A 25118-nucleotide genomic window follows, 5' to 3' on the forward strand; every position below is an offset into this window, starting at 1 on the left:
GAGGTATTTAAATGATTTCAGTAAACGATTTTAAGACAGGCTTGACCATTGAAGTTGACGGAGGCATTTGGCAGGTCCTGGAGTTTCAACACGTGAAACCGGGAAAAGGTGCAGCATTCGTACGCTCCAAACTCCGCAATCTGCGAAACGGAAATATCCAGGAGAAAACGTTTCGCGGCGGTGAAAAAGTAGAAAAAGCACATATCGATAATAGAAAAATGCAATATTTATATGCTTCAGGAGATATGCATGCGTTTATGGATACCAACACATACGAGCAGGTTGAAATTCCGGCAGCGCAAATTTCTGATCAGCTTAACTATCTAAAAGAAAACATGGAAGTGCAAATACAGACATTCCAAGGTGAAACGCTCGGTGTAGAGCTTCCTAAAAACGTAGAATTAAAAGTGGTTGAAACGGAACCGGGTATTAAAGGCGATACAGCGAGCGGCGGTACTAAACCGGCAACGCTTGAGACGGGCTTAACGGTTCAAGTTCCTTTCTTTATTAATGAAGGAGAGAACTTGTTAATCAGTACAACTGACGGAAAATATGTATCAAGAGCTTAGTCTAATAAGAAGAGCAATCCTATTACACGGGTTGCTCTTTTTTTCTTCCTTTCCACAGGGGAATAATTTAATAGTTTTTCACATACATATAGGTTAAAGCATTGATAAAAGGAGCTTTTACTATGGAAGAAGTCATTCGTCTATTTCCGAAAACCTACCATTCTACTCTATCTCGCCATGTAAGCTGGAAGACCGTTCAGGAAATCAGGCTTAGAGCTTTAAAATCAATTGAAGTAATCAGTGCAGACAAGGTTATATCCATTCCTCACTCTGAGCTGTCTATGAACGAAATGACCTACGTTTTAAATCAAGTCAGCCACTTCTCCTTGTATAAATTTAAAGAAGAAGTAAAAGAAGGATTTATTACCATTCAGGGCGGCCATCGAGTCGGGCTTGCCGGCAAAGCTAACCTTGATAAAGGAAAGGTAGCGACCCTAAAAGATATTACCTTCATGAATATCCGGATTGCCCGTTCTCACCTTGAAGCAGGAAGAAATCTGGTGCCTTTTTTACAAGAGGACGGGCAGTGGCTGAACACTCTAATTGTCGGCCCTCCTCACTCAGGGAAAACTACTATTCTTCGAACACTCGCGCGGGTAGCAGGGACAGAGGCGGGGGAAACGGGATCTAAAAAGGTTGCTATTGTGGACGAGCGTTCTGAAATTGCCGCCTGTCAGGACGGCATCCCTCAGCTTAATGTGGGGGAAAGAACGGATGTAATGGACGGCTGTCCTAAGGCAATAGGGCTGATGATGATGATCAGATCAATGTCTCCTGAAATAATTATTGTCGATGAAATGGGAGGATTAACCGATGCAGAGGCTGTTCAGGAAGCAGTGTATTCGGGAGTACAGGTAATTTGCAGTGTCCACGGGGCAAGTCTTGAATCTGTGGCAAAGCGTCCATCAGTTCGTCACATGATGCAGGAAAAGATTTTTGACCGATATATCATTTTAGACCGTCTCAAAATCGATAGTGAAAACAGAATTCAGATTTTAGATGAACATGGCAGGGAGCTGGCTCTATTAAAAGGGGAGAGAGGATATGGAATGGATAGGGGCCGTCATCATTCTAACCGTTACCACGTGGATAGGGTTTGATACAGCGGCAAAATTCAGAAAACGGCCGGGACAGATCAGGCAATGGAAAAGCGCACTGCAGATGATAGAAGCTGAAATGGTGTACAGCCAGTCTTCCTTATGGGAAGTATGTGAAAAGATGTCCAAAGTCCTGCCATCACCTATTTGCTATTTCTTTACAGGACTTTTAAGAGAAAGAGAAACTTGTACAGATTTTGGAGGTTTATGGGCTTCGGAATTAAGAAAGCAGTGGTTTTGGAATTCTATGACAAAAAGTGATATGGACATCTTAATTCAGTTTGGCAGTACGCTTGGACAGCACGATTTAATTCAGCAGCAGAAACAAATCAAGCTTACTTCCCATCATCTGGATTTACAGTTAAACGAAGCGATTGAAGTATCAGGGAAGCATCAGCGGCTGGCGAGAGGAATAGGCGTGCTTAGCGGACTTTTAGTTGTAATACTACTTATATGATAAGGGGGAGGGGACGTTGTGCTGCAAGACGCATCCATCCTGTTTCAAATTGCTGGTATAGGCATTATTGTCGCAATGATCCACAGTATCTTAAAACAAATGGGTAAGGAAGAGATTGCCCAAGTCGTTACATTGACTGGCTTTATTATTGTACTCTTTATCGTTCTGCACAGACTAGCTGATCTGTTTCAACAAATCAAGTCAGTCTTTCTTTACCAGGGGTAGCGGTCTATGGATATCGTTCAAATCGTCTCATTAGGGCTTGTAGCTACTGTCTTAATTATCCTGCTAAAGGAACATAAATCATCGATCGCCTTTTTACTGCTTATTTTTACTACCGTGTTAATTTTTATCTCGGTCTTAGAACATATAAAGTATATCTTTTCGCTTCTTCAGTATATAGCGGAACAAGCACAGGTGGAATCTATTTATTTAAAAACCATTCTTAAAATTATCGGAATTGCTTATATTACCGAATTTGGTGCACAACTCATAAGAGATGCGGGACTGGCAGCTTTAGCATCGAAAGTGGAGCTGGCAGGGAAATTATTCATCCTGATGCTGGCCATACCAATTATAACGGCTCTTATTGAAACAATCCTTGACTTTATACCTGTTGCCGCAGGGTGAAGATTGAGAGGTACGATATGAAACATTTAATTTGTTTAGCTCTTATGTTCGCAGCTGTTCTTATTAGCCCGACGATAATATTTGCTTCTCCTGCAGAAGAAAATATACGCACACTGAATGACTACATTTCAACCGAAGAACTTGAGAAAAACTATGATAATCTTCATGAACAATACGGAGAATACATGCCTTCCATTTCATTTGAAGAGATCTCAGAGTGGAGTGAAAATGGAAATCCAACATCAGGGTGGATTGAAGGAATCATTAAATTTCTATTTCATGAACTGCTTGCTAATGGCAAGTTATTAGGATCTCTTCTCTTTTTAACGATGTTCAGTGCCCTGCTGAATGCGATACAGTCATCTTTTGAAAACACAGTAGTAAGTAAAATTGCTTATATGATCATCTATATTGTCTTAATCGGTCTGGCACTGGAAAGTTTTGGACAAGTTATTCAGTTTACGACAGGGACTATTGAACAAATGAGCAGCTTTATGATTGGACTGCTGCCGTTATTACTGGGAATTATGGCTTCTTTCAGCAACCTGATGTCTATTTCTTTTTTTCACCCCATTATTGTTGCGCTTGTTCAATCCAGTGGTCTGCTCGTTAAGTACTTGCTCATTCCTTTATTCGCATCCTCAGCCCTGCTTATGGTTGTGGGTAGTCTAAATACTGCTTTTAAAGTCGATCAGCTGGCAGAGCTGTTAAGAAAGTCAGGCATGGCGATCATGGGGGCTTACCTGACTCTGTTTCTTGGAGTTATTTCGGTACAGGGGACGGTTACTGCGGTCCAGGATGGTGTAACGATGAAAACAGCCCGATTTGTGACAGGCAACTTTGTTCCTGTTGTCGGCAGACTGTTTACCGACGCCACCGATACGATTCTAGGAGCGTCACTATTGCTTAAGAATACTGTAGGACTTGCAGGTGTTGTGATCCTGCTTGGAATTGCTCTCTTTCCTGCAATTAAAATCTTTGCTCTAGCTTTAGTATATAAATTTGCAGCAGCCATTCTCCAGCCGATTGGCGATGGACCAATCGTTTCAGCCATGGTAATTGTCAGCCGGCACATGATGTATATATTTGCAGCCCTGCTCATGGTCTCAATGATGTTTTTTCTAGTAATTGTCATTCTTGTAGCTGCGAGTAACATTACAATGATGGTTCGATAAGGGTGATAGGATGCAGATGTTCACAGAATGGATAACACAAATTGTTCTTTACTTGCTGCTGGCTATGCTTGCTGACACCTTACTTCCTTCCGGGCTGATGAAGAAGTATGCCCGATTGGTTTTAGCTATTTTGCTTTTATTAATTATTATTGATCCTCTGCTTCAATTATTGAAAGTTAATCCTCATCAGATTGTCCAAGCAGTCAACGAGCAGATGAACGCCAACTTTGAAACAGAACAGTTAACAAAAGAAATAGAAGAAAAGAAAAATGAAATAATGCGTGGACAAGATGCATATACATTACAACAAGTGGAGGAAGCGGTTGTCAGCCAGCTTAAAAGCCCGCTGGAAGCAGAACGGGCGGCCATAGAAACGGTAGAGTTTGAATTTTCATCAGAGCCGTACAGCCTGGATTCTCTGGACAAGCTGACACTTACTTTGTCTTCTAATGAAGAGAAAAGTCTGGTGGAAGATGTTGTCATTACGGCAAGTGACGAGAGTACCCATGGCATGAATCATCCGAATGAAGAAAACATAAAGAATTTAGTTGCCGGCAACCTTGGGTTGAATAAGCAGCAAATCGAAATTCGGTGGGAGGAAGATCATGAGTAAATGGTGGAATAAACTCTTAGGCCTACTATCATCAGGAGAAGGTCAAAGATTAAATAAAAGAAAATATTTCATCATCGTTGGCTTGGTTGGGGTCTTGTTTATTTTGCTGAGCAACATGTTTCAGTCACCAGATCAGGCGGCTCAACCTGCGCCCCCTGCTGAAAAACAGGCGGCTGAAAGCAGTGCGGATTCACCAGGCTTGACGACAGCAGATTTAGAAAAAGAGTATGAGACACAACTGACTCCCCTGCTTGAAAATATTAAGGGTGTCAGTGAAGTGGAGTTGATGATCAATCTGGCAGCAACCGAAGAGAAAGTGTTTGACAAAAACTTAATAATTGGCAAGCAGACAACAAAAGAAACAGATAAGAATGGAGGGGAAAGAGAAATTGAAGATTATTCAAAGGAACAGCAGCTAGTACTTATCCGCCAGGGTGACCGTGAAGTTCCATTGCTTACGAAAACTAATAAACCGCCGGTCAGCGGAGTGTTCGTAACCGCCAAAGGGGTGGATAATATGAAAGTTAAGGAATGGGTTGTAGAAGCGGTATCCCGCGTTTTAGATGTTCCTAGTCATAGGGTTTCAGTGTTGCCTAAACAATAGGGAGGGATTCTCTTGGTAAAAAAACAAACAGTTTGGCTGTTAACAATGCTGAGTTTATTGATTGTATTAAGCGTGTATTATATGACTTCCCCCGATAATGGAGAGATGGCTTTCATTCAGGATGATCAGTGGCTCGAAGAAGAAGCGGAAGGAAATGAAGCAGAGAATGCGGTAACTTCAGATGTTTCCACAGAAGAGTTGTTTGCTTCTATCCGATTGGAGAAACAGAATGAACGAGATCAGAAAACAGAGCAGCTCTCAGAAATAGTAGCTTCCAGTGATTTCTCTGCAGATGAAAAGAATGAAGCAATGGAAGAGATGGAAGTCATACAGGCAACAGCATCCAAAGAATCTGTACTTGAAAATACAATCCGGGCCAGTGTTCCTTATGATGATGTCTTAGTAAGAGCTGAAGAAGACGTCATTCAAGTAACCATTAAGGCGAACGAGCTTACTAAAGAAGAAACTAGAGAGATTATGCAAATGGTTTCCGATGAATTTGGTCCTACAAGAGTAGAAGTAAAATTTCAGCCGGAGAACTAATATGTAAGCCCTTAACGGTATCGTTAAGGGTTTTTGTTTTGGTCATCATTCAAGCAGAGTTGAGTAATGTGCAAATGTATCGTAAAATGTTAAAAGGAGTTTTTAGTACCAGCTATGAAATTATTATACATAAAGGAGTGGACAAGAATGTTAAAAGTCCAGGAAATACGTGAATTAATAAAGTTAATTGATCAATCGCAAATTGATGAGTTTTCATATGAATCAAATGGAACTAAAGTTTGCATGAAGAAAAGTAATGGAGCTGTAGTGACGGAAGCGGCACCCGCTGTTCAGGAGCAGCCTAAGCCCCAGGCGGAACCAGTACAGCAGCCAGCACAAGAAACATCTGAAAAGCCTGCTCCAAAAGAAGAGAGCAAACCAGAAGACAAATCCGCATCTGCCGACTATGATAAAGAAATTACGTCACCGATGGTTGGAACGTTTTATAAATCTCCATCTCCTGACCAGGATGCTTATGTAAAAGTAGGCGATCAAGTGAAACAGGAGTCTGTCGTCTGTATTGTTGAAGCCATGAAGCTGTTTAATGAAATTGAAGCTGAAGTCTCTGGAGAAATTGTAGAGATTTTAGTGAATGATGGAGAGCTAGTAGAATATGGACAGCCGTTATTTAGAGTAAAGACGGCGTAAGTGGGGAGTGGAAAAATGATTAAGAAAGTGTTAGTTGCGAACAGGGGCGAAATCGCAGTTCGTATTATTCGTGCCTGTAAGGAAATGGGGATAGAAACAGTAGCGATTTACTCAGAAGCAGATCGTGAAGCCCTTCATGTCCAGATAGCGGATGAAGCATACTGTGTGGGTCCTACTTTAAGCAAAGACAGCTACTTAAATTATACAAATATCATGAGCCTGGCAACATTAACTGAAACGGATGCCATTCATCCAGGTTATGGATTCTTATCAGAGAATGCAGAATTTGCTGAAATGTGCGAGGAGTGTAATATTACTTTCGTAGGTCCTTCTTCATACGCCATTCAAAAAATGGGGACAAAAGATGTTGCAAGGGAAACAATGAGAGAAGCAGGAGTTCCTGTTGTACCAGGTTCTAAAGGTATTATTGAAAACATTGAGGCAGGAAAAAAAGTAGCTGAAGAAATAGGCTACCCTGTTATTATTAAAGCAACAGCAGGCGGCGGCGGAAAAGGAATCCGAGTTGCGCGTACAGAAGAAGATCTTGTTAGAGGCATTAACATGACGCAGCAGGAGGCAGAGACAGCTTTCGGAAATCCAGGAGTTTATATTGAGAAGTACATTGAAGACTTCCGCCATGTCGAGATCCAAGTGCTTGCCGACAATCATGGCAATGCCGTTCACTTAGGAGAGCGTGATTGTTCGGTTCAGCGTCGCCTTCAGAAGCTTATCGAGGAAACTCCATCGCCTGCAGTAACTCCGGGAATCCGTGAAGAAATGGGAGATGCAGCCGTTAAAGCTGCTTTGGCTGTAAATTATTCGGGCGCAGGTACAGTAGAATTTATATTTGATCAAAATGAACAGAAGTTCTACTTTATGGAAATGAATACTCGTATCCAAGTAGAGCATCCTGTAACTGAGATGGTAACGGGTGTCGACTTGATTAAAGAACAGCTGAAAGTCGCAAACGATGAGAAGCTTTCTTTTGAACAAGAGGACATTGAGTTTGAAGGCTGGGCGATTGAATGCCGAATTAATGCCGAGAATCCATTTAAAAACTTTATGCCTTCTGCCGGAAAGATTGATATGTACCTTCCGCCTGGAGGATTAGGCGTTCGCGTCGATTCTGCTGCATATCCTGGCTATATGATTCCGCCTTATTATGATTCCATGGTTGCTAAATTAATTACGTATGGCCGTGATCGTCGGGAAGCCATCCAAAGAATGAAGCGCGCGCTAGATGAGTTTGTAATCGAAGGGGTTCATACGACGATTCCTTTCCATCAGCGTATGATGGAGCACGAAGTATTTGTCGGCGGGGATTTTAATACAAAATTTCTTGAGACCTATAGCGTAATGAGTGACGAAACAGGAGAGGAGTAGTCGACCAATGGATGAAAAACAGTTGCTGAAAGTTACAGAAAGCTCAGCTTTAGGTAATGTAGAAATTGCACCTGAGGTCATTGAAGTAATTGCGGGAATCGCAGTATCTGAAGTAGCCGGTGTTGCATCCATGCGCGGGAATTTTGCCACAGGAGTAGTAGAACGCTTAGGAAAAAAAAGTCATGGTAAAGGTGTAAAAGTAGAATTGGATGCAGAAGGAATTACCATAGACGCTTTTGTCGTTATGGATTATGGTATTTCTATTCCTGAAACTGCTAAAAAGATTCAAGATAATACGAGACAGGCTTTAAAAAACATGACAGCTTTAGAGATAAAAGAAATTAATGTTCATGTAGTCGGTGTTCAGATGGAAACAAGGGATGAAAGCGAATTAGAAGAAGAAAAGTAAAAAGAAAGGCCAGCAGGGATTACCTTAGCTGGTCTTTTGTCGGTTTATAGCATTTTATAAATGAAAATGTTATGATTCTAACGGATATGACCTTTAAAGGAGCAATATAGATGAAACGACGTTTAGCAAGAGAAAAAGCTTTTCAAGCTTTGTTTCAAATGGATTCTCACGAAATTTCAGCACAGGAGGCAATAGAACACGTAACAGAGGAGGATCAGGAAGATAAATTCCTGAACGAGCTCGTTTATGGTGTGAATCAGTATTTGGCCGATATTGATGCTGCTATTGAAAAGAATCTAGAGAGGTGGTCATTTTCTCGTTTAGCAAGAGTGGAAAAAACTCTGCTTCGAATGGCCGCTTATGAATTGCTTTATCAGGAGGAAGTACCTCCACAAATAGCTATTAATGAAGCCGTAGAATTGGCCAAGGTATTCGGAGAAGAACAATCCGGCAAATTCATTAATGGTGTTCTATCTAAAATGACTAAGTAAACCAGCATAGAGGGGAAGATGAGCGATGAGTGCAGAAGTAATTTATGGAAAAGAATTGGCCCAGCGGCTACGTCAGGAAATGAAAGAAGAAGTTAGTCAGCTGGCAGAGAATGGAATTAATCCCAAATTAACAGTTGTTATTGTGGGAGAAGACCCAGCTTCTATGTCTTATGTAAAAGGTAAGCAGAGAGCTTCCGAAAATATTGGGATGGATTCAGACCTGCTTGAATTGCCTGCGGACACAACCGAAGAGAAACTTCTAAAAATTATAAGTGAACTCAATGAAGATTCTACTGTCCATGGAATTCTCGTTCAGCTTCCGCTTCCGAAGCAAATTGATGAACAGAAGGTAATTGAAGCAATAGATCCGACAAAAGATGTGGACGGCTTTCATCCAATAAATGTAGGAAAGCTGATGACCGGTCAGGAAACATTTTATCCTTGTACACCATATGGCATTGTTGTAATGCTCCAGCGTGCCAATATAACAATAGAAGGTAAGCACGTAGTTATCATTGGCCGCAGTAACCTTGTAGGCAAGCCGGTAGGACAGCTTCTATTAAATGAAAATGCCACAGTTACTTACTGTCATTCACGGACAAAGGATTTGAGAGCCCATACGAAACAGGCAGATATTCTTATTGTGGCCGCCGGAAAAGCTCAATTAATAACAGGAGAAGATATTTCTGAAGGAACAGTTGTTATTGATGTTGGTGTAAACCGTGTGGATGGAAAGCTGACAGGTGACGTGGATTTTGAATCTGCTTCAGAAAAAGCTTCCCACATTACTCCGGTTCCTAAAGGTGTAGGACCGATGACGATTACTATGCTTCTTCATAACACCATTAAAGCGGCTAAGTGGATTCATCAAAAATAAGGGGAAATTCACGTGAATGATCGATATTTAACGGTGACCGCATTAACAAAATATATTAAAAGAAAATTATCACATGACCCGCATTTAAAAGAAGTATGGCTGAGAGGAGAAGTTTCCAATTTCAAACGTCACAGCCGCGGGCATATGTATTTAACTTTAAAAGATGAGCAGTCAAGGATTCAAGCCGTTATGTTTGCGGGAAATAACCGTTTCTTAAAATTCGTTCCTGAAAATGGAATGAATGTACTGATACGGGGAGAAATTAATGTTTATGAGCCGATGGGAAGCTATCAGCTCTACATACAGGAAATGCAGCCTGATGGGATTGGAGAATTATATTTAGCCTTTGAACAGCTTAAAAATAAACTGGAACAAGAAGGAATCTTCGCTATTGAAAAGAAAAAAAGGATTCCATCTTTTCCTAAGCACATCGGTGTGATCACTTCTCCCACTGGGGCCGCTATCCGCGATATATTAACGACAATTAAACGTAGATATCCAATAGTTAAGGTCTCTATTTTTCCTGTAGTTGTTCAGGGGAAAATGGCGGCTTCATCTGTCTCTAAAGCCATTGACTATGTGAACCGCCATATTGACTGCGATGTGCTAATCGTCGGCCGTGGTGGAGGATCAATTGAGGATTTATGGGGATTTAATGAGGAAATGGTGGCAAGAGCAATTGAACAGTCAAAAATCCCCATTATTTCAGCTGTCGGCCATGAGACAGATACAACAATTAGTGATTTTGCAGCTGATATTCGTGCAGCAACGCCTACGGGAGCGGCTGAGATAGCTGTGCCTTCTTTAGTAGAGGTACATGAGCAGATTAATAACTTAACAAGCAGGCTCAGTCGCAGCATGAATGTTTTACATTCCGATGGAAGCAAAAGACTAAACCGGTTAAGGAGATCCTATGCCTTTAAGTACCCCGAACAGCTGTTGAGGCAGAAAGAACAAGATCTTGACAGAATTATTGAGCATTTAAATAATCGCACAGCACAGGTGCAGAAGTCTTACTCGGAAAAACTATCCTACCTTCAAAATCGATTACGTCAGCAGCATCCAGCAGGAGAAATTGAAACAAATCGTAAAGCCGTAAAAAATACGACAAAGCAGCTGCAATCCAATTTTGATGCCGTTTTATCAGGCGGAAAAGAACAGTTTTATAAACACTTGGAGAAGCTTTCGCTATTAAATCCGCTGGATACTATAAAGAGAGGGTATGCCATTCCTTATACAAGTGAGGACCAAGTGGTCAACGATATCCATAAAGTTCAGCAAGATGACGTATTAAAAGTAAAGGTAAGAAACGGCATGATCTACTCAAAGGTTGATAGAACAGAGGAGGAAAGCGAATGAGTGAGGAAACAAAAGAGCTGAACTTTGAGGAAGCGATGAAGCAGCTCGAAGATATTGTACAGAAACTGGAAACTGGTGAAGTTCCTCTAGAAAAAGCGATCCAGTATTATCAGGAGGGTATGAAGCTTTCCAAATTATGTAACGAAAAGCTGGGAAGTGTAGAGAAACAAATGCAGCAAATATTAAATGAACATGGTGAGTTTGAACCGTTCGATGTTCAGGAGGAGGAGTAGTGGGATCGTTAGAAAAGTTTGTGGAGAAGAATAAAATCCTTATTAATGACTACCTCGAGATGTATATTCAGGAATATACAAGAGAAGGTCGTCTTAGGGAAGCGATGCTTTACTCCATTAGAGCTGGTGGAAAGAGGCTTCGGCCTATTCTTGTTCTTGCCGGCCTGGAAGCTTTTGATGAAGACATAGCCAAAGGGATATCGACGGCGTGTGCTTTAGAAATGATCCATACTTATTCCCTTATTCATGATGATCTGCCAGCAATGGATGACGATGACTTGAGAAGAGGCCTGCCGACAAACCACAAAAAGTTTGATGAAGCAACTGCGATTTTAGCAGGAGATGCTCTGCTTACTTTGAGTTTTCAAGTTCTTTCTGATGATCCTCTGCTCTCCGATCGTGAAAAGGTATATTTAATAAATCAACTTTCAAGGGCCAGTGGACCTAAAGGTATGGTTAACGGCCAGATGCTTGATATGGAAAGTGAAAATAGCAGGATCAGTCTTGAAGAACTCGAATATGTTCATAATAATAAAACAGGACAGCTTTTGAGGTTCGCCGTACTTGCCGGCAGCTATTTAGGTGGTGCGGTTGAACAAGAACGTACTGAAATGCTGAAGATGGCAAAAGCACTCGGGCTTATTTTTCAAATTCAGGACGATATTTTGGATGTAACTGGGGATGCAGAGGCGATTGGAAAACCGGTCGGAAGTGATGTTTCCAATAAGAAGAGCACATATCCTAAACTGCTCGGGCTGGATGGGGCTGTTGAACAGAAGGAGCGCTATGTTCATATTGCCAAGCAGGCTTTACAAAATGCAGCTGTGGAAGACTCACTTCTCTCTGAACTTATAGATTATTTAAGTCAGAGAAGCAACTGATTTATGAGAATACTTTATTAATTGAGCACTTGAAGTGATTTATGTTATATTATATTTACAAAAGGAATGGTGCAGTATTCTAGTCGGTCCTCCGTTCCCGAAGGCGGGCCTAAAAATCCGCCGAAGGGCACATCGATGAAGTTCCTTGTGCCGGCTTGAGGCGCCCAGCCTTGGGTCGGTGCTGGGAGTTAAGGTTGCAGGGCGATCCACAAAGGCATGTGGGCGTTGACCCAGCTTCCGCGGAGGCCCATCTTTGTAAGAGATCCTCTTGCCAGAGACTCTTATGAAATGGGGTATGAACCTACATTTTACGGGGGGACCTGTAAAAGTAGCGTAGCCTGCCTTGAGTGGTTATTGAGGGGATTATAGTCATGAACAATTCATAATTCAGATGGCCACTGAAAAATGGATTTTGTATACTATATGAAATCAGGACTGCAAAAGAGGCTAAGGAACGGCCAAAGACTGTTGGGGAAATCCCCTAGACTGTTCATAGCACATAACTAAGGAATTATAGTACGGACTGAGTGGTAATCTAGTCCAGCTTGCGGAAACGGAGCTGATTTGGATTTAAAGGGGAACCGCCAGAGTGGTGACGCTCGGTATCCAAATGGGAAAACCTACTAGACCTAAGCCGTAATTTTTACCTTATTTATGACCATTCCTTTCCTACATACTATTTATTAAATTGAGGTAATGAATGAATAATAATTTAAAAAGATCAATTAAATTCAGTGTGAGTATTGCCGTTATCACTTTTGTGTTAGCGGCTATTTTTTCAATTGTGTCAAACTCGGTAATGAGTGGTGTAGCCTGGGGCATCGGCCTGATCATTGTATTTATCATTGTATTGACAGGTGTTGTTTTTGATATGCTAGGGATAGCAGCAACAGCTGCAGACGAACCGCCTTTTCATGCTATGGCCGCAGAAAAGATCCCAGGTGCCAAAGAAGCGATTATCATCGTTCGAAACGCGGACAGATTTGCAAGTTTTTGTAATGACGTAATAGGGGATATTTCTGGTATAGTAAGTGGGACGGCGTCTGCTGTTGTCGTTATTCAATTAGCTAATGCTTTAGGGTCATCTGATGGATCCGGCGTTCAGATCACTTTATCCGTATTACTCACAAGTATAGTGGCCGCTCTCACTGTTGGGGGTAAGGCCGTAGGGAAGTTTTTTGCGATTCATTCTTCAACAAAAATAATATTTGCAACAGCACGTGTAATTGCGTGGATTGAATCTAATTTAAAGATAAGAATTTTATCGGTTTCAACCAAATCCACACGAAAAACACGATAATATAAGGGGGTCCATTTATGGATCTGTATAAAATTAAAGATCCTTCTTTTCTTAAGGATATGTCAATTGATCAGTTAAAAGAGTTATCTAATGATGTGCGAAAGTTTCTTATTGAAAACCTTTCCGCTACCGGCGGACATTTAGGAGCAAACCTGGGAGTTGTCGAACTGACACTTGCCCTTCATAAAGTATATGAAAGCCCTAAGGATCGTTTTTTATTTGATGTGGGTCATCAATCTTATATCCATAAGATTTTAACAGGGCGTGCAGAAAAGTTTGATACACTGAGAAAGTATAAAGGACTGTGCGGCTTTCCTAAACGTAATGAGAGCGATCATGATATTTGGGAAACAGGCCATAGCTCCACATCGCTGTCAGCAGCAATGGGTATGGCAATTGCAAGAGACTTAAATGATGAGAAGCATTCCATTATTCCAATCATTGGAGATGGAGCGCTTACAGGCGGAATGGCGCTTGAAGCTCTCAACCATATCGGGGATGAGAAAAAAAATGTAACCGTTATCTTAAACGATAACGAAATGTCTATAGCACGTAATGTTGGTGCGCTTCACGGAGCCCTTGGCCGGATGAGGAGCGCTGGAAAGTATCACAGGGCCAAAGACGATTTAGAATGGCTCCTTAAACGAATTCCTGCGGTCGGCGGCAAGCTGGCACAGGCGGCAGAACGATTAAAAGACAGTATGAAGTACTTTGTAGTTCCCGGCATGTTTTTTGAAGAGCTGGGTTTTACTTATTATGGACCCGTAGACGGGCATGATTATAATGATCTATTAGAGAATTTGAATTATGCTAAGAAAACAGAAGGACCTGTTATCATTCATGTGATTACTCAGAAAGGAAAAGGGTATCACCCAGCAGAATCCGACCTGAAAGACAAATGGCACGGAGTAGGTCCTTATAAAATTGAATCAGGTGAAAAAATTAAATCAGCTGAAGCACCACCCGCGTGGAGTGAGGTTATCAGTGAAACGCTAAGAAAAGAAGCCCGCAAAGATAAAAGAATAGTGGCGGTGACGCCTGCAATGGTGCTTGGCTCCAAACTGGAAAAGTTTCAAAAAGAGTTTCCATCAAGGCTGTTTGATGTCGGGATAGCTGAACAGCATGCTACTACGATGTCGGCTGGACTTGCTACACAGGGGATGAAACCTTTTCTGGCAATATATTCAACATTTTTACAGCGTGGGTATGATCAGGTCATTCACGATGTAGCACGACAAAATTTAAACGTAATGTTTGGCATTGACCGTGCGGGATTAGTTGGGGCAGACGGAGAAACACACCAGGGTGTATTTGATGTAGCGTTTCTACGCTCCGTACCAAACATCGTTCTTATGATGCCTAAAGATGAAAATGAAGGCCAGAATATGGTTCATACAGCCGTTCATTATGATGATGGTCCGATAGCCATTCGTTATCCACGTGGAAACGGCCTTGGTGTGAAAATGGATGATAAGCTTTCTCCAATTCCTATCGGAAGCTGGGAAGTACTAAGAGAAGGCACAGATGCAGTCATTTTAACTTTCGGGACAACGATTTCTCTAGCTTTAAAAGCCAGTGAGCAATTAAGCAAAGAGGGGTATTCTGTACGCGTAGTGAATGCAAGATTTATTAAACCAATGGATGAGGCAATGCTGCACGATATTATGAAAGAAAGCCTTCCCGTGCTGACGATCGAAGAAGCCGTGCTGCAAGGAGGATTTGGTTCAAGTATTTTAGAATTTAAATCTGACCACAACTATATTTCAATCGTGAAGCGCCTTGGGATTCCTGATCGGTTTATTGAGCACGGAACCGTAGACAAGCTTCTTGAAGAAATCGGGCTAACCGAAGATACCGTGGTAAAAGAAATTAAAAATATGACAATGATGAAACAGCAGAGGGCATAGAAGTTTATGGGAAAGAAAATAAGACTCGATGTTCTTCTCGTAGAGAGAGGACTTATTGAAACTAGAGAAAAAGCAAAACGGACGATTATGGCCGGTTTAGTGTTTGAAGGCCAGACGAGACTGGATAAACCGGGAGTAAAAGTAGAGGAAACAATCGATATTAAAATTAAGGGAAGACCCATTCCTTACGTAAGCAGAGGCGGTTTAAAGCTTGAAAAAGCTCTTAAAGAGTTTTCCATTGATTTAAAAGGGAAGAAAATGGTCGACATCGGTTCATCAACCGGCGGATTTACAGACTGCGCCCTTCAAAATGGCGTGAGCTTAAGTTATGCCATTGATGTCGGCTATAACCAGCTCGATTGGAAACTAAGAAATCACGATCAGGTCGTCGTTATGGAGCGCACGAATTTTCGCTATGTAACCGCTGATGACCTTGTTCATGGAAAGCCTGAGTTTGCATCTATTGACGTTTCCTTTATATCCTTAAAACTTATCCTTCCTGTTCTAGCGAATTTGTTAAAGGAAGGCAGTGACATAGTTGCCTTAATTAAACCGCAATTTGAAGCAGGAAGAGAACTGGTTGGCAAAAAGGGGATTGTTCGTGAAGCAAAAGTTCACCGGCAGGTAGTGGAGGAAATTTTAAGCTTTTCCATGGAAAAAGGCTATTGTGTCCATGGATTAACTTACTCTCCTATTACCGGCGGAGATGGGAATATTGAATTTTTAGTTCATCTTCATTACCCTGGAACAGGAGAAGAAGGAAAGATGCTTCCACAGGTAAATACCCGGGAAGTTATTGAAGAGGCACATGCTTCGCTGAAAAAATGAACAAACTGATGAATAGAGAGACTAGCCTTTAGTCTCTCTATTGTTTAGTAAGGAGGGTGACCATGAATAAAGGTCAGCGACACATAAAAATACGTGAATTAATTACAAACGATGATATTGAGACACAGGATGAGCTTGTCGACCGTTTAAAAGGAATGGGGTATAATGTCACACAAGCCACAGTATCACGTGATATTAAAGAACTTCATTTAGTAAAGGTGCCGATGATGGATGGGCGCTATAAATACAGTCTACCTGCCGATCAGCGGTTTAATCCGCTTGAGAAGCTAAAGAGGCTGATGATGGACGCCTTTGTAAGTATAGACCGTGCCGGGCATTTTATCATTTTAAAAACCCTCCCTGGAAATGCTAATGCTGTAGGAGCTTTAATTGATAACCTTGAATGGGAAGAAATTATGGGTACAATTTGCGGAGATGACACATGCTTGATCATATGTCGAAGCCAGGAACAGACAGAAAGCATTAGTGATCAATTATTAAATATGTTATAAAACCGAGGTGACTCGCTACATGCTAACAGAATTATCGATTAAAGACTTTGCGATAATTGATGAAGTTTCTATTACATTTAACGAAGGACTTACCGTATTGACAGGAGAAACAGGGGCAGGAAAATCAATCATTATTGATGCCATCCAGCTTCTGTCAGGGTCCAGAGGTTCTGTGGAGTTTGTACGACATGGTACAAATAAAGCCTCAATTGAAGGCTTGTTTTCCATTGCAGCGAATCATCCTGTTTATCAAAAAGGAGAAGAGTTCGGGATTGAAATTGAAGAAGACGGTATGGTCGTACTTCAAAGGACCATCACAAGTCAGGGGAAAAGCATCTGCCGCATAAACGGCAAGCTTGTAACCCTTGCCATTCTCAGGGAGTTCGGGCGCTCGCTTATTGATATTCACTCCCAGCATGAAACTCAGTCACTAATGGATTCTGACCGGCATATAGAACTGCTCGACCTCTACGCAAGCCGTGAATTAAAACGTACGAAAGAAGAGTATAAAAAATCCTATCATGAGTTTCTGTCACTTAGAAAGCGTTTTAAAGAACTAGGTGAAAATGAGCAGGAAATGGCCCAGCGCCTTGATTTGCTTGGGTTTCAGCTGAGAGAGCTTCAGCAGGCTGAATTAAAGCCGTTAGAAGACGAAGAGCTTGAAGAAGAACGAAAAAAATTGCTGAACTACGAAAAACTTTATAAGGGCATTCATGATTCTTATTATTCCCTTTACGGCGAGCAAAAAGGATTGGATTGGCTGAGTCATTCTATGGCCGCTCTAGAAAGCGCCGCAGAGTATGAAGAACAGACAAAGAAACTTTCCGAAGAGCTGACAAATGCCTACTACATAATTGAAGAAATATCTTTTCAATTAAGCATGCAAATGTCTGATCTTGAGTTCGATCCGGAGCGTTTAAACCAGATTGAATCCCGTCTTGACGAAATTAACAGACTGAAGAAAAAATATGGGGCTTCCGTTGAAGATATGCTCGAGTATGTTTCTAAAATTGAAGAAGAAATTGAAGAAATCACCAACAAAGATCTTCACCTTAACCGACTTGAGGAAAGAATTCTAGAAGCTGGAAAAGATGCTGTTATTGAAGCAAAGCATCTTCATGAGATCAGGAAAAAATCAGCTGGGAAATTGTCAAAGTCTATTTCCAGGGAATTAAAAGATCTCTATTTAGAAAAGGCTGCCTTTGAAGTGGATTTCTCATTTAGAGAAGGGAAAGAACAGGATCCAGAGCTGGATGGTCAGAAGGTTCAGCTGAATAAAAATGGAATCGATACGGTTACTTTTTTAATTACCACAAACCCGGGTGAACCTTTAAAAGAAATTCACAAAACAGCATCCGGCGGTGAACTATCGAGGATCATGCTCGCTTTAAAACACATTTTCTCCAGACATCAGGGTGTTACAAGTGTTATCTTTGATGAAGTTGATACAGGAGTAAGCGGCCGTGTAGCACAGGCGATTGCGGAAAAAATTTACGGCATCTCTGAAGGATCTCAAGTATTATGTATATCTCATCTGCCGCAGGTCGCTGCCATGTCGGATACACATATAAGAATTGAAAAACAAGTTAAAAATAACCGGACATCTACAAAAGTTTATGAATTGGCTAAAGATGAAAAAGCTGACGAAATCTCAAGGATGATCACAGGAGCTGAACTCACTGAAACTACGCTTGATCATGCCAGAGAGCTTTTAGCCTTAGCAGAAAAGCACAAAACTTTGACTTCGTAGAACGCATGAATTATTCATGCGTTTTTTCTTTTGGTGAATGTTTCAAGGTAAGGGAAAGCATCCTATAATTTCTGTGATTATGCTCGTTTAAAAAACTGTCAGGAAGCCAACATTATAAGTAAGCCAATTGATTGGTTCAGGAGTAAAAAAGGAGTGTTACCATTGTTTCAAAAAGACCATGTCAAGTATTTATGTGGCTCCATACTCCTGTTGATGATGCTTATCATACCATTCTTATCCCCACTTCAAGAGTATATATCCATTCCAAAAGAAGTGAGAATTTCCATTTCTCAGCCGGTTATGGCCAGTGAAAATCCGGTCCCGGCATTTTCTTCCAAAGAAATGGACGTAGCAACGGATTCCGTCTTTCATGAATATGCAGGACTTCCTATAAAGAAAACGGAAATGAAGCCAGTAAAAGACTTACGTTTAATACCTGGCGGGCATTCAGTAGGAGTTGAACTGCAGACAAAAGGAGTTCTTGTCGTCGGACATCACCTTGTTAGTGAAAATAATGAAAGGCAGACATCACCGGGAGAGAATGCAGATATTCAAATCGGAGACATTCTTTTAACAGGTAATGGCAAAGAATTAAACCATATGGAAGATTTATCTTCCCTGGTTGATCAGTCAGGAAGAAATAATAAAGACATCACATTTAAAGTAAAAAGAGGCGGAGATACATTTGAAACCTCAATCACCCCGACTATAAATAAGCAGGACAATGAATATCAGATCGGTTTATACGTCAGGGATTCAGCTGCCGGGATTGGTACTATGACTTTTTATGATCCAATATCGAAAAAATATGGCGCTCTTGGTCATGTAATTGCCGATATGGATACGAAGAAGCCAATTGAAATTCATGAGGGCACAATTGTTAATTCCCGAGTCACTTCTATTGAAAAAGGCGGACAGGGCGTACCGGGTGAAAAGAAAGCTGAGTTTTCCCTTACAGATGACCGCATGGGAACGATCGCAAAAAACAGTTCTTTCGGAGTATTTGGTGACTTGGAAACTCCAATTATAAATAAAAAGTATCAAAAAGGACTTCCAATTGGATATGCGGAAGAGGTAAAAGAAGGACCAGCAGAAATATTAACTGTGCTTAAAGGAGATAAACTTGAGTCTTTTGATGTGGAAATTGTTCGCAATATGCCAAAAGATTCCCCCGTAACTAAAGGAATGATTATAAAGATCACAGATCCAGAGCTTCTTGATAAAACGGGAGGTATTGTTCAGGGAATGAGCGGCAGCCCAATTATCCAGGATGGTAAAATTATCGGTGCTGTAACTCATGTTTTTGTAAACGACCCCACTTCCGGGTATGGTGTCCATATTGAATGGATGCTTAAAGAAGCAGGAATTGATGTTTACGAAAATAACAAGCAAAAAGCAAGTTAATCATTAGCTGTCGAGAAAACGTCGACAGCTATTTTTTTGTAAATAAATTTCTCTAATTGTGATGTACTATTGAACACCATGTAACTAATTCGACAAATTTCGACATATACTAATTAACTTATGTTGAATTTTATCGAATAACAAAGAAAACAAGAGTAAATGAAAGCATTTTAAAGATAACCTTATTTTTTGTAAAAATATTTGCTATAATAAAAAGGGTTACAATTGTTAATGTCGAATTAGTTATAAACAGGGACAGGATAAATCTGTAAGGAGGAAGGAAATAAATGGATAAAATAAAGGTTTGTTTAGCAGATGATAATCGTGAGCTCGTGAGGTTGCTTGAGGAATATTTTACAGATGCACAGGGAATTGAAGTGATTGGAACAGCATATAACGGCAGGGACTGTCTGGAAATGCTGAAATCTAAGGATCCTGATGTCCTGATTCTTGATATCATAATGCCTCATGTAGATGGACTTGCTGTGCTGCAGGAGCTAAACGGCAAAGCGAACTCACCTGAAGTCATCATGCTGACTGCATTTGGACAAGAAGAAGTAACTAAAAAGGCTGTAGAGCTTGGAGCAGCTTACTTCATGATGAAACCTTTTGATTTAGATCATTTATGTGAGCAGGTCCGACAAATCAAGCATGTAGGAGATCCAATCAACCGTGCGATGGGCAGCAGCTATACGAAGTCGAAAAAGCCGGATCTTGATACAAGTATTACCCATATCATACACGAAGTTGGAGTGCCAGCCCACATTAAAGGCTACCTTTATTTAAGGGAAGCTATCACGATGGTTTATAATGATATCGATTTGCTTGGATCGATCACTAAAGTCCTTTATCCTGATATTGCTTCTAAATATAATACGACTGCCTCCCGTGTCGAAAGAGCTATCCGGCATGCAATTGAAGTCGCCTGGAACCGTGGTAATATCGATGCTATTTCCTCCTTATTTGGTTATACGATTTCTTCTACAAAAGCTAAGCCGACAAACAGTGAATTTATTGCGATGGTAGCAGATCGCTTAAGACTGGAGCATAAAGCAGCCTCTTCTTTGTAAGAGGCTTTTTTGTTTGCAAAAATAACCTTATATGAGAAAGGAATCAAGAAATTTTTCAGGGAGATAGAGCCAGGGACAAGATGTACGAGTATTGAGTAACAGGAGTAAGCTCACTGTCTTGATGTGTAAAGCAAGTAGATATCACAATCTGTTTTGTGAAAATGGAAATATGAGCGTCTATTCCAAAATGAATCTGTATGGAGAAAATTCCTAAAGCTGAACTCCGAGTGAATTGGGAGCTTATTTATCCAGTTTAGATATTATTTCATCTTCTTGTCGGATTATGTTACAATTCTTAATTATTAAACACTTTAGCAAAATAGGGAGTTGTACATATGAAAGTCGTTAAATTTGGAGGCAGCTCAGTCGCAGATGCTAATCAATTAAGAAAAGTGACTGAGATTATCAAATCAGATCAGGACAGAAAAGCAATTGTCGTATCAGCACCAGGCAAACGACATAGTGAAGATACAAAAACTACAGATTTATTAATAGCTCTTGGTGATTCCGTTAAGACATCGAATTTAGATGAGAAGCTTTATGATGAGGTTGTAGAAAGGTTTGCTTCCATTGTTAGAGAACTCGAAGTGGGAAGCCCAGTCCTAGAAGAAATTAAACAGAACATTGATCAAGCCTGCGAGTTACTAAAAACAGATAACCGTAGAGGGATGGACGCATTAAAGTCGTGTGGTGAAGATGGAACGGCCCGTATTTTAAGTTCATACTTAAATCAAAGGGAACTGGAATCTTATTATGTAAACCCGAAAGAGGCAGGGATTTTAGTAAGTGATCAGCCAGGCGGTGCTTTAGTACTTGATGAAAGTTTCGAAAGGCTCTATAAGTTAAGAGAAAGGCAGGGCATTCTGGTAATTCCCGGGTTTTTTGGATATACATTGAACGATGAACTTGTAACTTTTTCTCGGGGAGGCTCTGATATTACAGGCTCAATTGTAGCTGCAGGGATGAAAGCATCACTATATGAAAACTTTACAGATGTAGATTCAGTTTATTGTGTAAACCCGATGATTGTTGATCAGCCTAAAGAGTTAAAAACGTTAACTTACAGAGAAATGAGAGAACTTTCTTATGCTGGTTTTTCAGTATTTCACGATGAAGCCCTTATTCCTGCCTTTAAAGAAAAGATCCCTGTCTGTATTAAAAATACAAATAACCCTGCAGCAGAAGGCACAATGATTGTCTCAGAACTTCCGGATAGAGACGGCCACGTGGCGGGTATAGCGAGTGACTCCGGATTCATTAATTTATATGTAAGTAAGTATTTAATGAACCGTGAAAAAGGATTTGGCCGCAGGCTTCTTCAAATTTTGGAAGAAGAAGATATTTCTTTTGAGCATGCTCCTTCTGGAATTGATGACATGTCAGTCATTATACGTTCCCATCAACTGCCGCTTGAAAAAGAAGAAATTGTCAAAGAACGCATTATAAATGAACTAAATGTGGATACCATTGCTATTGAAAGAGATATGGCGATGATTATGATTGTAGGGGAAGGGATGAATGAAGCGGTAGGTATTGCCAGTAAAGCAGCAACAGCCTTTAAAGATGCCAATATAAATATTGATATGATTAACCAGGGTTCTTCTGAAGTTTCCATGATGTTTGGAATTAATTCCTCGGATCTTGAGGAAGCCGTTAGATCTCTATACCGTGCTTTTTTCTAAGAAAGAAACAGAAAAGTGAGCAGCAAAAGCGCTGCTCACTTTTTTTGTACTTTAGGAAGAGTTTCTTTTAATTGTTTAAGTGTAAATATATTTTTTTCCTCCATAGCTTTAGCTAGCTCTCTAAACAATTCTGCTGTCATAATTGAATCATTTAATGCATGATGACGTTTGAGCTTGGGTATTGAAAATTTTCGTAACAGCGGATCAAGCTGATAATACTTTCTTTCAGGAAAAAGATATTTTGCCATTAATTGAGCGTCAATAACGGGAGGAGAGTAATCAGGTAAATGCCAGCGTTTTAACATTGTTTTCATAAAGCGCATGTCAAACTTTGCAGGATATGCGACGAGCACGGTCCCTCTGCTGAATTCAAAAAAGCGGTCAAATGCCTCAATAAACGTAGGGGCCTCATTTACTTGATCTTTTTTTAAACCAGTTAACGAAAGAATACTTTTTCTTACCGGCCGAATGGGTTTAACCACTTGATGAAACGGTTCATGGTGATAAGTGTCCAGGCCATTTATTTTGACAGCTCCAATAGATAGGATTTCATGACCAATTTCCGGAAGAAAGCCGGTTGTTTCAAGATCAAAAACTGTATAAGTGATATTATTTAAAGGCTGTTTTTCCTGGTCGTCAACAAATTCTTCACAAAGTTTCTTTTTTAAAGCTATATAGCTGTCCGTTGTTAAATAGGGCCGTATTTTATAAGCATAAATCGGTTTTTCAAAAAACAGATACTTTAAAATTTGTAAATCAATGGGTAGCATACCTACACCACCCGGTTTCGGTTATAGCTTAATTCGAGCACCTGCTGTAATCGTTTCGCTATGTTTAATGCTTCTTTTAAAGAGCGTCGTTCTTCCTTGTTTAACTGGGTCAGCTTCAACTCATTCGATAATGGCTCATTATTATCAAGCTGACGAAGATTCTCTTTTAAGCGAAAAGCCATGAGTTTATGAAGGGCCACTTTTGTATTTTCTGCATCACGCGGGTGGAAGCGTTCTTGTTCAGCGAGGTCATCGAGCCGGGAAATAGTGTTTATGCTTTCAACACCATATTTCATGCTGTATATGCGTATCGTATTTACAATTTGCATGATGGCTGATTTCTTTAAATTTAAAGTCTTCTGTTTACCGACACCTGTAATCCGCCCAAAAGGCTGAACGGGAACACGAAATCTTAATGTATCCTTCATAAGGAGCTGATGCAGCCCTAGTGAATGTTGGACGCGGCGGGTAACATATTTTTTTAAGTCATAAGCAAGGGAAAAGTCACCAAAGATGGGTCGAAAATCCATAAAAATTGTGAAATCCCTGATTTCTTCGGCATCCATTTTTTTAATCCAGCGATCAATACTGTGATGCCAGTCTGTTTTCATTTGCCTCCACTTTTCCTCACGTGCCATAATATCCCCTGTACAGTATGGGAAGCCGCACATGTTCAGCATATCATTGATCTTATTAGTGAAAATTTTGAAATACTGATTAATCTGGTCTTTATTTTCAGAATGTTCATAGTCAGCCAGGATCATGCCATTATCCTGATCCGTTGAGAACGCCTGTTCCTTACGTCCTTCACTGCCCATTACGATAAAACAATAGTTTATGGGAGGAGCCCCATAACCTTCCTGGATCATTTCGTCTTCGGCAATTTGAATAACCTGCTTATGAATTCTGTCATTATAGTTCGTAATAAGTTCAGTTATATTGTAGGAAAGCATATGGTCATCCATTAAGCCTTTAATAAAGGTTTGGAACCTTGAATTATATACTGGTGATAGTGGTTTAATCTCATCTACTTTTTTAGCATTGGAAATTCGGTATGTCAGATCAAAGTAAACAGAATTCTTAATTGTAAAAAAGGAAGATTGTCTTAACACACCGACGATTTTATCTTTATGGTGTACAGGTATAATTTCTGTGGGATGATGCTTAAGATAGCTAAGTGCATCATAAATGAACTCCTGGTCACTTATAAAATAAGGCTCTTCGGTCATATGAAGATAAACCGGGTCCCGGTGGTTATTTTCAAAATAAGCCTTTAGAAGTTCACCATAACCAATCATGCCCAGGAGGGTCTGACGATCTTCACTGACAAGCAATGCTTCAATTTTTTCCTGTTCAAGCAGACGTGAAGCCTTCTCAATAGAATCTTGTGGGTGAATAAATGCCGGCTTTTCCATATAGGCTCCTGCACGTTTTTTGTACAGCTCCTTATCGTCGTTATCATCGGTTGAAGAACTCTTATATTTCACTTCATCATACAAGCTTTTCATTAGATGGCTGATTCCATCCATAACCACTTTTGAAAACTGGGTATTATCCGACATAACTTTTAGAAAGGTTTCTCTGTCAAACTTCAGTGTTTTCAGTGGCTCAAGGGCTTGTACGGAAAATCTCATTTCCCCACTCGTTAATAAAATCATTACTCCGATTAAATCACCAGGGTAATAGAACCTTACCGATAACTGGCGTCCGTTTGACCGATGCATAATATTTTTTGCAAGACCTGTCACTAGAAAATGGATGTCGATGGAATCGTCATTCTGATCTTCGTGAATAATAAATTCATTCTGATTATATTCCTTCTCTTCAGCCAGGCTGAAGATTTGCTGAAACTGGTCTTCACTCAGCAGATCGAAAGGATATTGTTGTCTGTAAAAAGTGAGTAAGTCTGATTGTGCCATGTTTTAA

Annotated in this window: 27 protein-coding genes; 25 read left to right on the forward strand and 2 right to left on the reverse strand. The window is 40.5% G+C overall.

What is annotated here, in order from left to right; all coding sequences use genetic code 11:
• The first annotated feature begins 11 nt into the window (after positions 1–11).
• The 25 genes from efp (at position 12) to B7E06_RS10260 (ending at position 22422) form a co-directional block, all read left to right on the forward strand.
• Positions 12–569, forward strand: a complete 558-nt coding sequence (gene efp / locus B7E06_RS10140; protein WP_082233868.1) for an elongation factor P — start codon at positions 12–14, stop codon at positions 567–569.
• Positions 570–691: 122 nt separating this feature from the next.
• Entirely contained in the window at positions 692–1669 is a 978-nt protein-coding gene (spoIIIAA, locus tag B7E06_RS10145) for a stage III sporulation protein AA (RefSeq protein ID WP_082233869.1), read from the forward strand.
• Entirely contained in the window at positions 1614–2123 is a 510-nt protein-coding gene (spoIIIAB, locus tag B7E06_RS10150) for a stage III sporulation protein SpoIIIAB (RefSeq protein WP_082233870.1), read from the forward strand. Before spoIIIAA ends, spoIIIAB begins: the two co-directional genes overlap by 56 nt.
• A gap of 18 nt (positions 2124–2141) precedes the next feature.
• Complete coding sequence (gene spoIIIAC / locus B7E06_RS10155) at positions 2142–2348, forward strand: stage III sporulation protein AC (RefSeq protein ID WP_082233871.1); 207 nt, start codon at positions 2142–2144, stop codon at positions 2346–2348.
• Between the two features lie 6 nt (positions 2349–2354).
• On the forward strand, positions 2355–2753 hold the full coding sequence (gene spoIIIAD / locus B7E06_RS10160) for a stage III sporulation protein AD (RefSeq protein WP_082233872.1): 399 nt from the start codon (positions 2355–2357) through the stop codon (positions 2751–2753).
• A 17-nt stretch (positions 2754–2770) separates the two neighbouring features.
• A complete protein-coding gene (gene spoIIIAE / locus B7E06_RS10165) occupies positions 2771–3928 on the forward strand; it encodes a stage III sporulation protein AE (protein WP_082233873.1) in 1158 nt (385 codons plus the stop codon).
• Between the two features lie 10 nt (positions 3929–3938).
• Positions 3939–4541, forward strand: a complete 603-nt coding sequence (gene spoIIIAF, locus B7E06_RS10170) for a stage III sporulation protein AF (RefSeq protein WP_082233874.1) — start codon at positions 3939–3941, stop codon at positions 4539–4541.
• Positions 4534–5145, forward strand: coding sequence for a stage III sporulation protein AG (gene spoIIIAG / locus B7E06_RS10175; protein ID WP_082233875.1), 612 nt, complete (start codon positions 4534–4536; stop codon positions 5143–5145). Before spoIIIAF ends, spoIIIAG begins: the two co-directional genes overlap by 8 nt.
• A gap of 12 nt (positions 5146–5157) precedes the next feature.
• Positions 5158–5688: a SpoIIIAH-like family protein gene (locus B7E06_RS10180; RefSeq protein ID WP_082233876.1), complete on the forward strand. Its 531-nt coding sequence runs from the start codon at positions 5158–5160 to the stop codon at positions 5686–5688.
• Positions 5689–5835: 147 nt separating this feature from the next.
• Positions 5836–6336, forward strand: a complete 501-nt coding sequence (accB, locus tag B7E06_RS10185; RefSeq protein WP_082233877.1) for an acetyl-CoA carboxylase biotin carboxyl carrier protein — start codon at positions 5836–5838, stop codon at positions 6334–6336.
• Positions 6337–6351: 15 nt separating this feature from the next.
• A complete protein-coding gene (gene accC / locus B7E06_RS10190; RefSeq protein WP_082233878.1) occupies positions 6352–7719 on the forward strand; it encodes an acetyl-CoA carboxylase biotin carboxylase subunit in 1368 nt (455 codons plus the stop codon).
• A 7-nt stretch (positions 7720–7726) separates the two neighbouring features.
• Positions 7727–8128 carry an Asp23/Gls24 family envelope stress response protein gene (locus B7E06_RS10195; protein WP_082233879.1) on the forward strand — a complete coding sequence of 134 codons (402 nt, stop codon included), beginning with the start codon at positions 7727–7729 and terminating at the stop codon, positions 8126–8128.
• Between the two features lie 110 nt (positions 8129–8238).
• Complete coding sequence (gene nusB / locus B7E06_RS10200) at positions 8239–8619, forward strand: transcription antitermination factor NusB (protein WP_082233880.1); 381 nt, start codon at positions 8239–8241, stop codon at positions 8617–8619.
• A gap of 25 nt (positions 8620–8644) precedes the next feature.
• The gene (gene folD / locus B7E06_RS10205) at positions 8645–9496 is read left to right on the forward strand and encodes a bifunctional methylenetetrahydrofolate dehydrogenase/methenyltetrahydrofolate cyclohydrolase FolD (RefSeq protein ID WP_082233881.1); all 852 of its coding nucleotides are present in this window, start codon (positions 8645–8647) and stop codon (positions 9494–9496) included.
• Between the two features lie 12 nt (positions 9497–9508).
• Positions 9509–10855, forward strand: a complete 1347-nt coding sequence (gene xseA / locus B7E06_RS10210) for an exodeoxyribonuclease VII large subunit (RefSeq protein WP_082233882.1) — start codon at positions 9509–9511, stop codon at positions 10853–10855.
• On the forward strand, positions 10852–11088 hold the full coding sequence (locus B7E06_RS10215) for an exodeoxyribonuclease VII small subunit (RefSeq protein ID WP_082233883.1): 237 nt from the start codon (positions 10852–10854) through the stop codon (positions 11086–11088). Before xseA ends, B7E06_RS10215 begins: the two co-directional genes overlap by 4 nt.
• Positions 11088–11969 carry a polyprenyl synthetase family protein gene (locus B7E06_RS10220; RefSeq protein ID WP_342743626.1) on the forward strand — a complete coding sequence of 294 codons (882 nt, stop codon included), beginning with the start codon at positions 11088–11090 and terminating at the stop codon, positions 11967–11969. The genes B7E06_RS10215 and B7E06_RS10220 overlap by 1 nt, the downstream gene beginning before the upstream one ends.
• 700 nt (positions 11970–12669) lie before the next feature.
• On the forward strand, positions 12670–13269 hold the full coding sequence (locus B7E06_RS10225) for a hypothetical protein (protein ID WP_082233884.1): 600 nt from the start codon (positions 12670–12672) through the stop codon (positions 13267–13269).
• A 17-nt stretch (positions 13270–13286) separates the two neighbouring features.
• Positions 13287–15176, forward strand: a complete 1890-nt coding sequence (dxs, locus tag B7E06_RS10230) for a 1-deoxy-D-xylulose-5-phosphate synthase (RefSeq protein WP_082233885.1) — start codon at positions 13287–13289, stop codon at positions 15174–15176.
• Positions 15177–15182: 6 nt separating this feature from the next.
• Positions 15183–16004 (forward strand): TlyA family RNA methyltransferase, encoded by an 822-nt coding sequence (locus tag B7E06_RS10235; RefSeq protein WP_082233886.1) that lies wholly within the window; start codon positions 15183–15185, stop codon positions 16002–16004.
• Positions 16005–16066: 62 nt separating this feature from the next.
• The gene (gene ahrC / locus B7E06_RS10240) at positions 16067–16516 is read left to right on the forward strand and encodes a transcriptional regulator AhrC/ArgR (RefSeq protein ID WP_082233887.1); all 450 of its coding nucleotides are present in this window, start codon (positions 16067–16069) and stop codon (positions 16514–16516) included.
• Between the two features lie 19 nt (positions 16517–16535).
• Positions 16536–18266, forward strand: a complete 1731-nt coding sequence (gene recN / locus B7E06_RS10245; protein WP_082233888.1) for a DNA repair protein RecN — start codon at positions 16536–16538, stop codon at positions 18264–18266.
• A 213-nt stretch (positions 18267–18479) separates the two neighbouring features.
• Entirely contained in the window at positions 18480–19670 is a 1191-nt protein-coding gene (spoIVB, locus tag B7E06_RS10250) for a SpoIVB peptidase (protein ID WP_082235974.1), read from the forward strand.
• A 287-nt stretch (positions 19671–19957) separates the two neighbouring features.
• The gene (spo0A, locus tag B7E06_RS10255; RefSeq protein ID WP_082233889.1) at positions 19958–20740 is read left to right on the forward strand and encodes a sporulation transcription factor Spo0A; all 783 of its coding nucleotides are present in this window, start codon (positions 19958–19960) and stop codon (positions 20738–20740) included.
• Positions 20741–21075: 335 nt separating this feature from the next.
• Entirely contained in the window at positions 21076–22422 is a 1347-nt protein-coding gene (locus tag B7E06_RS10260; protein ID WP_082233890.1) for an aspartate kinase, read from the forward strand.
• Positions 22423–22457: 35 nt separating this feature from the next.
• Here the strand turns inward: B7E06_RS10260 and B7E06_RS10265 are convergent, their stop codons facing one another.
• Together B7E06_RS10265 and B7E06_RS10270 are read right to left on the reverse strand one after the other, a co-directional pair.
• Positions 22458–23192: a 3'-5' exonuclease gene (locus tag B7E06_RS10265; RefSeq protein WP_082233891.1), complete on the reverse strand. Its 735-nt coding sequence runs from the start codon at positions 23190–23192 to the stop codon at positions 22458–22460.
• 2 nt (positions 23193–23194) lie between these two features.
• Positions 23195–25111, reverse strand: coding sequence for a DUF294 nucleotidyltransferase-like domain-containing protein (locus B7E06_RS10270; protein WP_082233892.1), 1917 nt, complete (start codon positions 25109–25111; stop codon positions 23195–23197).
• Positions 25112–25118 lie beyond the last annotated feature (7 nt).

Origin of the sequence: Halobacillus massiliensis (genome assembly GCF_900166625.1) — a bacterium.
Taxonomy (GTDB): domain Bacteria; phylum Bacillota; class Bacilli; order Bacillales; family Halobacillaceae; genus Halobacillus_A; species Halobacillus_A massiliensis.

Bases quoted from the DNA above. Each gene is read 5' to 3' on its own strand.
- efp (WP_082233868.1), top strand. From the start codon at position 12: ATGATTTCAGTAAACGATTTTAAGACAGGCTTGACCATTGAAGTTGAC.
- spoIIIAA (WP_082233869.1), top strand. From the start codon at position 692: ATGGAAGAAGTCATTCGTCTATTTCCGAAAACCTACCATTCTACTCTA.
- spoIIIAB (WP_082233870.1), top strand. From the start codon at position 1,614: ATGGAATGGATAGGGGCCGTCATCATTCTAACCGTTACCACGTGGATA.
- spoIIIAD (WP_082233872.1), top strand. From the start codon at position 2,355: ATGGATATCGTTCAAATCGTCTCATTAGGGCTTGTAGCTACTGTCTTA.
- spoIIIAE (WP_082233873.1), top strand. From the start codon at position 2,771: ATGAAACATTTAATTTGTTTAGCTCTTATGTTCGCAGCTGTTCTTATT.
- spoIIIAF (WP_082233874.1), top strand. From the start codon at position 3,939: ATGCAGATGTTCACAGAATGGATAACACAAATTGTTCTTTACTTGCTG.
- spoIIIAG (WP_082233875.1), top strand. From the start codon at position 4,534: ATGAGTAAATGGTGGAATAAACTCTTAGGCCTACTATCATCAGGAGAA.
- accB (WP_082233877.1), top strand. From the start codon at position 5,836: ATGTTAAAAGTCCAGGAAATACGTGAATTAATAAAGTTAATTGATCAA.
- accC (WP_082233878.1), top strand. From the start codon at position 6,352: ATGATTAAGAAAGTGTTAGTTGCGAACAGGGGCGAAATCGCAGTTCGT.
- B7E06_RS10195 (WP_082233879.1), top strand. From the start codon at position 7,727: ATGGATGAAAAACAGTTGCTGAAAGTTACAGAAAGCTCAGCTTTAGGT.
- nusB (WP_082233880.1), top strand. From the start codon at position 8,239: ATGAAACGACGTTTAGCAAGAGAAAAAGCTTTTCAAGCTTTGTTTCAA.
- folD (WP_082233881.1), top strand. From the start codon at position 8,645: ATGAGTGCAGAAGTAATTTATGGAAAAGAATTGGCCCAGCGGCTACGT.
- B7E06_RS10215 (WP_082233883.1), top strand. From the start codon at position 10,852: ATGAGTGAGGAAACAAAAGAGCTGAACTTTGAGGAAGCGATGAAGCAG.
- B7E06_RS10225 (WP_082233884.1), top strand. From the start codon at position 12,670: ATGAATAATAATTTAAAAAGATCAATTAAATTCAGTGTGAGTATTGCC.
- dxs (WP_082233885.1), top strand. From the start codon at position 13,287: ATGGATCTGTATAAAATTAAAGATCCTTCTTTTCTTAAGGATATGTCA.
- B7E06_RS10235 (WP_082233886.1), top strand. From the start codon at position 15,183: ATGGGAAAGAAAATAAGACTCGATGTTCTTCTCGTAGAGAGAGGACTT.
- ahrC (WP_082233887.1), top strand. From the start codon at position 16,067: ATGAATAAAGGTCAGCGACACATAAAAATACGTGAATTAATTACAAAC.
- recN (WP_082233888.1), top strand. From the start codon at position 16,536: ATGCTAACAGAATTATCGATTAAAGACTTTGCGATAATTGATGAAGTT.
- spoIVB (WP_082235974.1), top strand. From the start codon at position 18,480: ATGATGCTTATCATACCATTCTTATCCCCACTTCAAGAGTATATATCC.
- spo0A (WP_082233889.1), top strand. From the start codon at position 19,958: ATGGATAAAATAAAGGTTTGTTTAGCAGATGATAATCGTGAGCTCGTG.
- B7E06_RS10260 (WP_082233890.1), top strand. From the start codon at position 21,076: ATGAAAGTCGTTAAATTTGGAGGCAGCTCAGTCGCAGATGCTAATCAA.
- B7E06_RS10265 (WP_082233891.1), bottom strand. From the start codon at position 23,192: ATGCTACCCATTGATTTACAAATTTTAAAGTATCTGTTTTTTGAAAAA.
- B7E06_RS10270 (WP_082233892.1), bottom strand. From the start codon at position 25,111: ATGGCACAATCAGACTTACTCACTTTTTACAGACAACAATATCCTTTC.